Origin of the sequence: Rhodohalobacter sp. SW132 (genome assembly GCF_003390325.1) — a bacterium.
Classification (GTDB): domain Bacteria; phylum Bacteroidota; class Rhodothermia; order Balneolales; family Balneolaceae; genus SW132.
On the sequence record NZ_QUOK01000001.1, the window covers coordinates 24,319 to 38,206 of the forward strand.

Consider the following 13,888-nt stretch of genomic DNA (forward strand, 5'->3'; position numbering starts at 1 on the left):
CTCTCTCTGTTGCTTCCGATACCGGCCGGATCCGTGAACTGCAGATACAGATTTAACCAGCCATGTAAATAATGTAAAAAAATTTCTCCAAAAGTCAGTTTAAAGTTGATCTAATACTAATAACGGCTCTTCAAAGAGAGTGAGACTCGTAAATTAAATCAATCCAATAATGATAAATCGATATTTACGCTTACTGATTTTTGTATTTGTGATACTAAACTTTCCGCTGATGGTTGAGGCACAGCTTTCGCATCCTCAGGATCAAAGCAGACTTTCAAACAGAGTTTTTATACCATCAGCGGAATTAGGACAACTATCTGCTATGGATAATTTTCGGTTTGATCAGAGTATGATATCCGGTTTGAATGTGATGTCAACAGATAATGGCAGTTCCGATGTGATCGAACCAATCGTCACCGCATTTCAATGGGTGTTTGTACCTGAAATTTTCAGATTTGGCGACGGAAGACGAACTATTGTGAACAATAACGGCAGTGTAATCGGTACCAATAATAATACCGCATGGTACTACGATCAGTTCGGCTACACTATAGATACACAACATAATACAATCGTTTGGTCGATCAATAATTTCGGTATCGCAAGTGGATATATCGGAGATTTCCCGCCTTTGGTAAATTCTGAACATATTCATCGCGATGATTTTGGCGCTTTCAGATGGAATAGTAGCCCGAACGTTGAGCCCTTCAGGGAATACGCTTATCAAACACATATCAACGACCATGATGTTGTTGCCGGAATTAACCTTTCGCCGGATGGACATAATGGATTGTTTACAGATCCCGGCGGAAACGTTGCGGGCACTAACGGTTTATACCAACCACGTGTGAATGGTATCAACAACAGGGGACATATCGTGGTGCACTCTTTTACTCAATCCGGAAACGGATTGCTCCATATTATTCGTGACGGCAGTATTACAAATTATGGGAATCTTGGCACGTCTATTGAAGGCGGCCTGAATATCACCGGATTTAATAACCGCGATCAGGTTCTCTATTTTGAGGCAGCACGCAGCCCGAGTGACGATATTGACAGGTCTTATCTTTTTGAGGATGGAGAAATCACACAAATCAATTCCAACGAATTACAGTGGGATAGCTACCACGACCTTAATAATGCAGGGCAGATTGTGGGAGAGTATTTTCATGGCGGGTCCGGCCCACAACGGCGTGCTATATTACTTCAGGATGGTAAATATTATGAATTGACCGAATTGGCCGCAGATTTTCTCGGAGACAACCAGGTACTGACCCGTGCATCAGGTATTTCACAAAATGGCTGGATTGTCGGGAATGCGAGTCGCGGCCCCGCTTCAAGATTTCTGCTCAAGCTTGCGGTACCTGAGATCTATTGGGAAGATCATCCCGATGATGATCAATTTGCAAATATGTTAAACTGGCTTCAGGTGCAGGTCCCCGGTCCGGCCAATGCAGCAGTTTTCGATACGGACTCTGACGAACCCTATTCCGTAGAATTTGCAGCTTCTGGATCAGATAATGATGATGATGACTCAAACGGCTTTGGGGACTGTCCCCCTTATTGTGTTGCCAAGATGGTAAACAGTAGACAAACGCCGGCTCGCCTGATCGTTCGCGATGACGATGTGACATTGAATCTGAACGAAAACGAAATTGAAATTCCCGGAAATCTACATGGGCCCGGACTTACTGTTGGAGAGAGTGAGGGTGATGATGGAAAGCTCTCTTTTAAAAACGGAACTCTTCATGCAGTGGAAGCTGTGATTGGCGTGTTTACGGGCAGTAAAGGTGAGTTAAAAATTTCTGAGAGTTCAGCCAGGATGAATAGCCTGATGACGGTAGTTGGCATAGACGGTACCGGTAAGCTTGAACTATCGAACAGTGCAAAAGCAGATATCAATTCACTGATCGTAAACACTGCCGGATTAGCGGTTGGAGGAGGCCTGCCGGGTAAAGGTGATGTTGAAGTTAAATCGGGAGCGAAACTTGAAGCCTCATCAATTCTAATTGGCGATAAAGGAAAACTGAAATCAGATGAACTAAAGCTTGAACCATTGAGTGGCCAGTCAGAATACCCCGAAATCAGCACAGATGGCGTGGTGAAAACACCGTTTTTATATATATCCGGTGGTGGAAAAGTTGAACCTGATGATACAGTTTCAGTAAAACCGGGAGCAACACTTGCGGGTTTTGGAAAGATAGAGGAGAGTGTTATAAACAGTGGTCATCTCGATCCCGGAATGGTGTTGGATAGTCTCCTTGCTGAACAACAAATGCTGACAACCTTTACTATCGATGGCGATTACATACAGAAAGAAGATGGGACGTTATTCATCACTCTCTCTAACGAAAACGGTGATTTAAAAAACGATGCACTGAAAGTGAATGGCGATGCAAAACTCTCCGGTGCCCTGGTGCTTTCTCTAACCTTAGAGAGTGAAATACTCAATGATGGGCGATTTCTTATCCTTGAGGCGGATTCTGTCAGCGGGGAGTTTGATGGATTTTTTGGCCCGGAAGGATTTCCCGATTTTCATATGATCTATGATTCAAACCGGGTCTATATCGAAATCGGTGAAGTCGCAACAACTATTGCGGGGGATGAAGCAGACCAGCTGCCGAATGAAATCGGGCTCTATCAAAACTATCCCAACCCGTTTAATCCCTCAACAACCATACGTTTCGCGCTGCCGGAAAGAAGCAACGTTCGACTTGAAGTCTATTCAATGCTTGGTCAGCGTGTTGCCGTACTGGCAGATGAAAATAAGCAGGCAGGATTCCATCAGGTGGAGTTCAACGCCTCCGGACTCGCCAGCGGCACCTATATATACAGGATGACAGCCGGTGAAGAGGTGATTTCAAGAAAACTGACACTGATTAAGTAAAGACAGTATGTTTTTTCCCAACGCTTTTTTCGAAACTCCTGCCAGAGCCGGTATGAACGGAGCCGCCCATCATCTTTACGTGCAAGATGAAGAACTGATTGCAGGCGGCTGGTTTACCGCATCCAGTGAAACGGAGATAAACTACCTCGCCCGGTGGGATGATGATACGTGGCAGCTGGCAAAACCAGTTTTTAATGAGAATCGATATACAGAATTCAATAACCTGAAAAACCCATGTTTTTAATCACCTTTTACGAAGATAAGCCACAAGACGTGAAGTCAGGTCATGCGGATATTGAAGAGAACAGTATAACAGATTCCGGCGCCGGTTTTTCCGTTACTATTCCAGTAAAATGGGTGCATCAGTCCACATCAAATGCAATTATTCTCGGACATAACACCATTCCGGGAATGGTATTAATATCGCCGGTGGTATCTGATTCAATGGAAAGTCTCAGCAACGAAATTCAGGCGTCTCTGCAACAGAGTGGCGGGGAGTTTGTTCTTCATGCCCGAGATATGAATGTTGAGGATAATAAAACTCTCAAAGTGACGGTCAGCGGATATTCAGGATTTCAGCAAATCTCAGGTTACTCGGTGAACCGGCTTTCGCCGCATGGCGGTGGAATTTCTGTAAGCAATGTTGTGGCTTCACAACTTTACAACGAATCGTATGCCGATCTGGTCGGGGAGATTTTAAGATCACTAAGATTTTTTGTGCCGGAAGAGACGGAAAAAACCCGATACTGGAAAGGCCGGCTAAGCGGTAAACGCATCTCTAATTCATCGGGTAGTTACGGGCAGCAAGGAGGCTGGCACGAACGCAATGAGTTCCATCTCTGCAGTGACGGATCCGTTCATGGGAGCAGCAGTTCTGGAGTTTCCGTTGATGTAGGGTCGGCATACGGTGGCTCACATGGAGGTAGCGGGACAATGCGGGGCAGGTGGCGAATTCGATCGTTCGCGGGGTATCCTGCCATAGAGGCAATGTTTACCGACGGCACCGTGAACCGCGTAGTTCTGGCAGAGCAAAATGGGAATATATTTCTGAATAGTGAGCGGTGGTTTGTAACAAATGACGCAAATTGTGGTTGATAACCAGATTAAAACGTCGTTGAAATGTCAGCGCGGATGGAGAAGAGTTTCGGGATTTGAAATCTATCCGAAGAGACCAGTAATTATCAATCTTAGAATTACCGATTACTCTCTTCAAAATAACGGCGAAGTTCTTCGAGCTCTTCACGACTCCACCCTTCCGGTTCGGTGAGTGCATACCACGAATCGAAATAGTGTTCGGCAGCGTATTCATGGCCATATCCTGTGGGTTCGGTTCCAAGAAGCATATCAACCGCGAGCTGCACCATCGTAACAACCGGGAACCACCGAAGCTGCTCGGAAACATCCGGACCACGCGGCTCATTCATCCAGGCAGGGGCGCGGCTAAAGGAACGCGGCTCAAAAAACGTAATCGGGTCACTGGCATATTGTAAATATGCAATGCGGAACGAACCCCACTCTGCCTCTGCATTATGCAGCCCGCCATTCTGATTGGCAAATCGAACAACCGACCCATCCCGGAATTCAGGCAGCCAGGCGGGCGAACCGGGATTTCGGCGATCGGTGGTCGTTCGCCAGGTGGTTTTTCTGAAGGGCGGCCCCACCCAAAGTGCACCGTGAAACGGATCATCAATGATATCAAACAGATCAAACGAGCGGTCAGAATTGAGAGCGCCCAGGCTAAGGCCATGTAAGTAAAGTCTTGGGCGTGTATCAGCCGGCAGCGATTTCCAGTAGTTGTAGACCTCATTGAATAGGCCCTGTGCCATTTCTACACCATACTCATCACGAAACATCAGCGAAAGCGGACTCGGGAGATAAGAGTACTGTGCCGCAATACTGGCCACATTCCCGCGATGCAAAAATTCAAGTGTGCTGATGGAGGCCGGATCAACCCATCCTGTTCCGGTAGGAGTGATGATCACCAGGATCTCTCGTTCAAATGCATTCACCCGAATCATCTCCTGGAGGGCAAGAGCGGCCCTCTCCTCCACCGATTCTGCTGTGTGCATTCCCACATACACACGAATTGGTTCCATTACCGGTTGATTTGTGAATGACTGAATTTCTTCCGCTGATGGCGTACGGAAAAGGAAACTTCTACCCGTTCGACCCATGTCTTCCCAGCTTAGCAATGAGGCCAGGCTCCCTACTTTCATTGGATCGTCCGGTTTTTCAACTTCCGGTTCAATCAGCGAGTCTACCTGTTCATAGGTTGAATCAGCAGTATGCAGTATTGAAGAGAACAAAACCCCGTCTACAATAGACCAAAACAGGAAAAAAGAGATGATCAGCCCGATTACCATCGAAACCCGCTGCGGCAGAATCAGCTCTATTTTACGGGTAACAAAACGAAAGGTCCAGCGAATAGCGCGGGCAATCATAATTACTGCTAAAAAAACCATGAGCGCGATCGCACCAATGATCAGGGGCTGTCCGCTTGCGGTCTCCTCCATCTGCATGAGTTCCCGAATTGAATTTTGCCAGCCGTTAGCCCGCCACAAGAAAATTACAGCAGTTAGAATACTGATTACTGCAGCAGTAATTTGAAGTTTCTTCTGCGTTTTCTGTTTTGGCTGGGGCATCTGGAAATAGGTATACAGCCAGATAAAAAGCACGCCAATACCATATCCGGCAGCCATAGAGAGACCTGAAACCAGCCCCTGGTAGAAGTCTGTACGTGGAAGAAGGCTTGGGGTCATGGAGAGGGCGAAGAAAAATGTGCCCACCAATAACCCGGATGTAGAAAAGTATCGTTTAAAAATCATTTCAACCTGTAATACGGCTGTCGGCAGTTTTTGTGACGATTGCAACGGAAGAAATTAAGAAAATTGTGGATGCAAAGCTGAATTAGAATAATAGAGTGGCTTCCAGATATATTTTACCTGTCTGAGTTCTGTTTATGTCTTTCTCTTACGGTCTTCAAATTTAAAAAAGTACTCACGTTATCTTGTATTGCGGTCGGTTTACCGGGAACGAAATAAGCAGTATATTGTTTAATATTAAATCAAATAGTTCGGCGCATTGCCGAAACAGATTTTTTTGAACAACAATAAAGGGAAGCAATATGATTTTAGTAACAGGGGCTAATGGTTATCTTGGTTTGGAAACGATACGGAATCTTCGCAGAATTTCGCCCGAAACTGAAGTGTCGGGATTGGTTCGCAGCCGGGAAAAAGGAGAAAAAGTCAGCGAAGCGGGTGCAGAAGTAAAAATTGGTGATTATTTTGATCCGGCATCCCTGGAGAAAGCGTTTAAAAATATTGATGTGCTCCTGCTGATCTCATCCAGCACGATTGAAGATCGGGTAAAGCAGCATGAGAACGTTATTCGTGCCGCTGAAAAGTCCGGGGTGAAACAGCTGGTCTACACAAGCATGGTAAAGGCCAGTGAAAAAATCAGCCCGCTCGCTTATGATCACGCGGAAACGGAAGAGATTTTAGACCGTTCAAATATCGAAACCACGATCAGCAGACACACATTTTATTCCGAACTATTCCCGATGTTTCTTGGAAACGCTCTTGATACCGGGCAGTGGCATTTCCCATCATCAGGTGAGAAAATGAATGTTGCCTTCCGCACAGAAATGGGTGAAGCACTTGCAGGAATTCTTGCAGATCCTGATCCGCATCGTGGGAAAACCTATGAATTGACTTCAGGCAGCGCACATACATTCACCGAACTTTCAGAGATGCTGAGCAACATCTCGGGCAAAAAAATCACCTATACCGACGTGCCGGTAGATTCCTATGTGGAACAGCTGAATAAGGCCGGTCTGCCGGATGAAGTTGTGGGGATGGCTAAACTATCTGCCGAAACCGTGAGCAGCGGTGCCCTTGATATCACAACCAGCGATCTCAAAAAACTGCTTGGACGAAAACCGGCATCGGTTGAAACCTTTATAAAGGAATTTTTGTCGCAGCATTAAGCAAGACAGTATCGGATAAAAATTTACATGACGAACAGCTATATAATTTTATGAACAGACAAACGATTACAGAAACTGAAATGGATTTAATTGATGCCCTGAACTGGCGATATGCTGCCAAACGAATGAACGGGCAGCGGGTTCCGGAAGAGAAAGTAGAACGGATAAAAGAAGCGATCGGTTTGTCGGCCTCATCGATGGGACTCCAGCCCTATTCGATTCTCACCGTTACCGATGATGAGATGAAAAAGAAAATTCGTGCCGCTGCATACAACCAGCCACAGGTGGTTGAAGGCTCGCATATACTTGTTTTTGCAGCCTGGAAAGAGATTAACGATACATACATTGATGAGTACATGGAGAGGATATCTGATGTGCGGGGAGTTTCGCTGGAATCACTGGCTGATTTTCGAAATTCAATCAAAAAGATGGTGGCCGGCAACAGCGAACAGCAGAACCATGAATGGGCTGCAAGGCAGATTTATATCGCGCTGGGAACCGGACTGACCGCAGCCGCTGTTGAAAAAGTTGATGCCACACCCATGGAAGGTTTTGTGCCGGAAAAAGTAGATGAAATACTGGGTCTCCCCGCCCAGGGATTACAAAGCGTATCCCTGCTGGTTCTTGGCTACAGAGATGAAGAGAACGATTTCCTCGCTGGTGAGAAAAAAGTGCGGCGTGAAAAGGAGAAACTTTTTGTGGAAGTATAAGCTAAATGTGTTCATTCCTGATTCGATTGAAATACCTTTGTAACCTGAGTGCTATTTAAAAAAATGGCAAAATCAGTATTACTTAAACTTGATCCTGAATGAAAAACTATCAGTGGATCTAACTGCCGGCAGTGATTTTATAGCGATCACAGACCGGAGTACAAATGTATTTAATCCGACACGACGGCCGGGTCAAGTCCGTGAATATCTGATTGGATTGCAATTTTGTGTCTGGAAATAGATTTAAGGCAGCAATCATCTTTATGAAGAGTTCTTTTTGATTGGGATCTGACTTAAATAATGAGCCACTCATGCAGGGAAAGGACTGCGTATTTCACGCGATTGACTGTAAATGGATGTAAACCGATGCCCAATATTCCCCTTCTCACTCCATTTAAAATGTATTAACGGAATTAAATTTTAACCTTCAATTTGAAATGGTTACCATATCCCGTCTTTCAAAATATTGAAACCATGAGTTGAGTCATGAAATTTGGCAATAAATTGATCTCCATGGAGTGAATTTACTTTTACTGCCGCCATAGAAACGTATAAAACTGGTTTTCGGAAAAATATCATCACAGTTATTTATGTGTGAATCCATTCACAAACTATTCTGAATGAAGTATTGCTGTAAAATCATGGAAATGTATTTACAGCAAAAATATGGCGACACAAAACCAACCGATCCTATCACATCAAAAACAGAATTAGCGAAATACATTAGATGAAAGAACTCTTTAACAACTTCTTTGACAAGTACGGTCTCTCCTTCATTATGGTTGCAAGTTATTTTGGCTCGGGCTCCATTTTTATTGCGAGTCAGGCTGGCGTAGAATATGGCTATTTGTTGATTTGGGCGGTAATTGGAGCCGTTCTTCTCGGGTTTATGGCGCAGGATATGAGTGCACGGCTGGGAATATTCGGGGATACGCTGATGACATTCATCCGAAAAAAACTTGGCAAACAGCTCTCCCTGGTCATAGCACTGTTTCTTTCTATTGGCTGTATCGCATGGACGCTCGCCCTGACCGGTGCGGTGGGAATGAGTTTTGAAGTACTGACCGGCGGGGCTGTCTCATGGCAGCCGCTGGCGGTGGTTACCGGAATCTGCGCCATACTGGTTGGAATTTTGAATTATAACTACGTAGAGAAAGTGATGACAGCCATGATGTTTCTGCTCTTGGTTCTCTATTTGGTCGTAGCCGGAGCCAGCGGCCCAGACATGATGGAGGTAGCGGCAGGGTTTGTTCCCTCTATCCCTGACGTAAACGCGATGCTTCTGGGCGCTGCAATTCTGGGAACAACGGCACTTTGGCCAAATTTCTTTCTCGAATCCATTCTTGTAAAACGAAAAGGGTGGCATTCAAAAAAACACGTGAAAGCGATGCGCACCGACCTGAAGATGGGGTACACGGTGGGAGGAATTATCACTGTGTCTATTATCATTGTGGCAGCTGCAGTGTTGAGGCCGGCGGGGTATACCGAGCTGTCAACTTTTACAGCACCGGGTGAAGCACTCGAGATGGTGCTGGGCCAGTGGGCCATGATTGTGTTTCTTATCGGTGTGATCGCGGCGGCGTTTAACAGCATTGTGCCAATTATGTGGACGGTGCCTTTTATGATTCTTGAAGCACTGGATATTGACCACGAAGATGGCACCAGTAATTTGTTTAAACTCATTTTTTCTGGTGGGATTTTAATCGGGATGTTCTCTCCGCTTGTTGCTCACATCACCGGTTTGAGTGTGGTTGAGATGATTACACTTTTCCCGGCGTATAACGGCGTGTTTGGACTTCCGATTACAGCAGCTCTCCTGTTCTGGGCAGTGAATGACAAAAAACTGATGGGTGTGCATGCAAACGACTGGAAGCTGAATGCGGTCAACAGTATCTTGGTTATTTTCTCAATCTACATTGCAATCAACTCCGCACGGGGTGTTCTCAATGCGATTTTCGGTGGAATGTTAGTGTAAATTAAAAAGGATTTTTATGAGCCTTATGGCGCTCTTTATGTTTCTCGGTGGTAGTTCAATAAGCACGGGAATACTTATTCTACTGATTATTATCGCCCTGATTGGCGGGGTTTGCATCACAACCATAGGCCCCGGCGGGATTTTTGTTACGATCGCACTGTTTGCTCTCCTCCCCCTCGACCCCAGTACAGTTGCAGGTACAGCCAGTGCTACATTTATCGCCACGGGAATTGTGGGGAGCCTGGGGTATTTTCGATCCGGCCAGTTAAAAGGACGTGTGGCAGGAAAAGCAGCTTTTGTGCTGAGCATCGCATCAGTGATCGGAGCGTTCGCAGGTGCACAAATCAACACACTGCTCGATGCATCTACATTTGCAGTTCTTCTTGGCCTGTTTGTGTTTTTTACGGGTGGATTGATTCTGTACCGTCAGCGTAACCAGCTTGAGGCAAATAAAAAATTGAATATTGAAAGTACCCGCGGATTGATCTGGCTGGCCGGAGTGGGAATTGCGGTTGGTTTGCCAGGCGGATTGTTAGGTGTTGGAGGGCCGGTTCTTGCTGTGCCGCTGATGGTAGTGCTCGGCGTTCCAATGCTGCTCTCCGTTGCACTGGCACAGGTACAGTCGATCTTTATCTCCGGAATGGCCACATTTGGGTATATGCTCCACGGTGCGGTTGATTGGGGGCTGGCAGTTTTGCTCACTGTTCCGCTGCTGATCGGAACCGTAACCGGTTGGTACGTAGCTCAGAAAATCAAAGCGAGCCGGCTGCAGGTGGTCCTGGCCCTGGTACTTCTGGTTCTCGGGGTATACCTGGTCGCAGGCGGCGCAACCCCGGGCGGTGGATAAAATCATAAAATTTATAATTATATTTCAGGGTTGAATTAGTTAGAATTTCACCAAATTCAGTCAACCATCATTCCACACCATCCGGATCCATGGATACACAAACCACAGAAAAACGTCTGAAATCAAGGAATATTCAGCCCACAGCCATGCGGCTTCTGGTTCTTGACTTCCTGATCAGGAACAGATCTGCCGTCAGTCTTTCAGATCTTGAAGAGTCGTTTGACCGGTCTGACCGAACCACACTCTACCGAACACTCAAAACATTCCTGGAGCACGGACTGGTTCACCAGATTCATGACGAGAGCGGAACGGCAAAATATGCGCTCTGTGCTGAAGACTGCACCTGTTCGTACCCCGATGACCTTCATCTGCATTTTTACTGCTTATCCTGTGAAAACACCTTCTGTTTTCCGGAGATGGGAATCCCGCAATTCAATCTTCCTGAAAATTTCACCCCATCTCACGGAAATTTTGTGATTTCCGGGCAGTGCCCGTCCTGCCCTGCTTCCTCTTTGCAATAGAGTTGCACCGCCCTGCTTCCTATTTTTCCAATCGAATAGAATTCACATCAAAACAGATTCTTGAAGTTTGGACATGAGCAATCATCACGATCACAATCAAAACGGATGCTGCACAACATCTGAAGAAGCAGCCGGCGGCTCAATCAACAAAAACGCCGTTCTGAAGCACTGGAAACCTGCTATAGGATTCATTCTGCTATCGGCCGGACTGGTGATGGATTATCTCCTGCAGCCGGGCTGGTTTACGGGTCCGGTACGGCTGGCATGGTATCTGGCAGCGTATCTTCCGGTGGGGATTCCCGTGTTGAGGCAGGCTGCGGTTCACCTTAAAAAAGGCGATATTTTTACCGAGTTTTTCCTAATGGGAATCGCAACACTGGGTGCATTCTATATCGGCGAATATCCCGAAGGTGTTGCCGTGATGCTTTTCTACTCTATCGGCGAGGCGTTTCAGCACGGAGCGGCATCGAAGGCTCGTGCAAATATCAAAGCGCTGCTGGATGTGAGACCCGAAGAGGCGCTGCTGCTGCGTGATGGAGATGCCGTAACTGTCCACCCAGGTTCGGTGTCGCCCGGACAGAAAATCAGGGTGAAACCGGGCGAGCGGATTCCGCTGGACGGAACGCTGCTTTCAAAAAGAAGTGCGTTTGATACATCCGCACTGACGGGCGAAAGCAAACCGCGCCATTTTAAGGAGGGCGATTCTGTTCTGGCCGGTATGATCAACCTGAATAATGTGATTGAGCTGCAGGTCACAAAATCGTATGAAAACAGCTCCATCTCCCGAATTTTAAAGATGGTCCAGGAGGCATCCTCCCGAAAGGCAAAAACGGAACTGTTTATCCGCTCGTTTGCAAGGGTATACACGCCGGCCGTGGTCTTTCTCGCGACGCTGCTGGTGATTCTCCCCTCTTTTTTTGTCGACCCCTATATTTTTGATGAATGGCTGTATCGCGGCCTCGTTTTCCTGGTGATCTCCTGCCCGTGTGCGTTGGTCATCTCCATACCGCTTGGATATTTTGGAGGGATCGGCGCGGCGTCCCGCAATGGAATCCTGGTCAAAGGCGGCAACTACCTCGATGCATTGAAAGATGTGAAAACCGTGGTATTCGATAAAACCGGAACACTTACAGAAGGAGTTTTTGCGGTACGGGATGTACATATATCTGATGAGGATCTTCATGAGGTTCTGCCGATGGTGCTCGCTGCTGAGAAAAATTCCACGCACCCCATTGCAAAAGCGATCACAGATACGTTTTCCGGAAAGTTTGCGATGCAGCTGGATGTGGAGAATCAAAAGGAAATTCCAGGACATGGAGTTGAGGCCAGTATTTCCGGCAAAGAGATTCTAATTGGAAACAGGAAGCTGCTGGAGAGCTATGATGTGACGCCAAACGGGCAGCTGCAAGAAGATTCTGCAACCGTAGTCTACGTCGCGGTAGATCGTGTTTATAAAGGCTCGATTGTGATAGCTGACCGGGTGAAAGCGGATGCGGCTGATGCGATCCGTGAACTGAAAAAAGCTGGTGTTCGACAAACGGTGATGCTCAGCGGCGATACTGAAGAGACGGCACAAAGTGTGGGGAAAGCGCTGGGTATTGACCGGGTGTACGGCGGACTCCTGCCGGAAGAGAAAGCTGAGAAACTGGAACAGCTGAAACGGGAATTTCCCGGGGTGATCGCATATGCAGGCGACGGCATTAACGACGCGCCGGTTCTGGCACTCAGCGATGTGGGAATCGCGATGGGTGCCATGGGCAGCGATGTGGCGGTTGAAACGGCCGATGTGGTGATCCAGTCTGATCAGCCGTCACGAATTGCCACGGGCATCAAAATTGGAAAAGAGACACGAAATATCGTCTGGCAGAATATCGGTCTTGCGATGGGGATTAAAATCCTTTTTTTAGGACTCGGGGCGTTCGGGATCGCATCCCTCTGGGAGGCCGTATTTGCCGATGTCGGCGTGGCACTGCTGGCTATTCTGAACGCAATTCGAATTCAGAAGATGGAGTTTTGATGATGGTTTGCGAACCATGACATACCTTGTATCTATCCATTGTTTTCATCAATTCTCCAAACCTCAAACACTTTACTCATACGTATTTTTGCCGATAAGGAGTTGTAGCCACGGGTAATTATTAATTTCAACATCTGGTTCAGAAATGCGAATGTACAGACGGATTGCAGTTCTTTTGGTGATGGCGGCGCTTTGCCTTCCTGGCAGAGCTGCATTTGCTCAATCAGGCGGGGAAATCGACCAGCTGTTTGCTTTGGCTTCAGATGACGGACAGATCGAGCAGATCATCAGCATTCCGGAAGAATATTCCATACTTGCCGATCTTTCACATTTTAGCGATCATGCGGTCAGCGGGTTGAATTCTCCCGGGCTGCTATCGACTGATTTTATGAGGCGTTCGCTCTTCATACCTCAGGTTGAACGGCAGGGACTTGCGGATAGCAGCCGTTCGTTTCTGGATGCACTGCGCAAAAGAAACGAACCTGAGATCGATGGCGAACAGGAGGAAGAGTGGCTGAAAGCGCTGGCAGATTTTGGCGAAAAATCTGATGAGGCCCGGGTTGAATCGTTTCGGAAAATTTTTGAAGCAGTTCTTCAGGAAGAAGAAAATCGTACAAAGGCTGAGGGGATATCTAAACCGGTTCTTGAACTTAGCGGTATAGTGCTTGATGAAACCCGCACGAAAGCTGGCCGAGACTTCTATGAACGGTTCTATTCCGAATTTGATCTTCCAAAAAAAGACGGGCAGATAACTCTCCGTATTGAAGAAAGGGTATTTCCGGGGTCTGGTTCACTCATCTTAATTGAGGTGAACCAAAATGATGCGTTCACTGTGCAGCTTCGGCCCGGAGCCGAACAAGTGGAGCAGGCCGTGCAGCAAGCTATTGAAATAGCAAGCGAGCTGGTTGACCGCAATAATGAAAACTACGCAATCTACTAAACTGAA

Annotated in this window: 11 protein-coding genes; 10 read left to right on the top strand and 1 reads right to left on the bottom strand. The window is 46.8% G+C overall.

Annotation, left to right across the window (positions count from 1 at the left end):
- The first annotated feature begins 169 nt into the window (after window positions 1-169).
- Genes DYD21_RS21270 through DYD21_RS00105 form a run of 3 tightly spaced genes read left to right on the top strand, consistent with a single transcriptional unit; the run spans window position 170 to window position 3,982 of the window.
- Window positions 170-2,887, top strand: coding sequence for a T9SS type A sorting domain-containing protein (locus DYD21_RS21270; RefSeq protein ID WP_233505453.1), 2,718 nt, complete (start codon window positions 170-172; stop codon window positions 2,885-2,887).
- 7 nt (window positions 2,888-2,894) lie between these two features.
- A complete protein-coding gene (locus DYD21_RS00100; RefSeq protein WP_116030635.1) occupies window positions 2,895-3,131 on the top strand; it encodes a hypothetical protein in 237 nt (78 codons plus the stop codon).
- Window positions 3,122-3,982: a hypothetical protein gene (locus DYD21_RS00105; protein WP_116030637.1), complete on the top strand. Its 861-nt coding sequence runs from the start codon at window positions 3,122-3,124 to the stop codon at window positions 3,980-3,982. The genes DYD21_RS00100 and DYD21_RS00105 overlap by 10 nt, the downstream gene beginning before the upstream one ends.
- Before the next feature lie 98 nt (window positions 3,983-4,080).
- Here DYD21_RS00105 and DYD21_RS00110 read toward each other — a convergent pair whose 3' ends face one another.
- Entirely contained in the window at window positions 4,081-5,712 is a 1,632-nt protein-coding gene (locus tag DYD21_RS00110; protein ID WP_116030639.1) for an alpha/beta-hydrolase family protein, read from the bottom strand.
- A gap of 299 nt (window positions 5,713-6,011) precedes the next feature.
- On the opposite strand from DYD21_RS00110, the gene DYD21_RS00115 reads away from it, so the two are divergent.
- From DYD21_RS00115 to DYD21_RS00145, 7 genes are all read left to right on the top strand, one after another.
- Window positions 6,012-6,872: an SDR family oxidoreductase gene (locus DYD21_RS00115; protein WP_116030640.1), complete on the top strand. Its 861-nt coding sequence runs from the start codon at window positions 6,012-6,014 to the stop codon at window positions 6,870-6,872.
- Window positions 6,873-6,922: 50 nt separating this feature from the next.
- Window positions 6,923-7,582: a nitroreductase family protein gene (locus tag DYD21_RS00120; protein WP_233505454.1), complete on the top strand. Its 660-nt coding sequence runs from the start codon at window positions 6,923-6,925 to the stop codon at window positions 7,580-7,582.
- A gap of 727 nt (window positions 7,583-8,309) precedes the next feature.
- Window positions 8,310-9,557 carry an Nramp family divalent metal transporter gene (locus DYD21_RS00125; protein WP_116030642.1) on the top strand — a complete coding sequence of 416 codons (1,248 nt, stop codon included), beginning with the start codon at window positions 8,310-8,312 and terminating at the stop codon, window positions 9,555-9,557.
- 16 nt (window positions 9,558-9,573) lie between these two features.
- Window positions 9,574-10,404, top strand: coding sequence for a sulfite exporter TauE/SafE family protein (locus DYD21_RS00130; protein ID WP_199535426.1), 831 nt, complete (start codon window positions 9,574-9,576; stop codon window positions 10,402-10,404).
- An 89-nt stretch (window positions 10,405-10,493) separates the two neighbouring features.
- Window positions 10,494-10,925, top strand: a complete 432-nt coding sequence (locus DYD21_RS00135; RefSeq protein WP_116030644.1) for a Fur family transcriptional regulator — start codon at window positions 10,494-10,496, stop codon at window positions 10,923-10,925.
- A 73-nt stretch (window positions 10,926-10,998) separates the two neighbouring features.
- On the top strand, window positions 10,999-12,942 hold the full coding sequence (locus tag DYD21_RS00140; protein WP_116030646.1) for a heavy metal translocating P-type ATPase: 1,944 nt from the start codon (window positions 10,999-11,001) through the stop codon (window positions 12,940-12,942).
- A gap of 145 nt (window positions 12,943-13,087) precedes the next feature.
- Window positions 13,088-13,882, top strand: coding sequence for a CsgE family curli-type amyloid fiber assembly protein (locus DYD21_RS00145; RefSeq protein WP_116030648.1), 795 nt, complete (start codon window positions 13,088-13,090; stop codon window positions 13,880-13,882).
- Window positions 13,883-13,888: the final 6 nt, after the last annotated feature.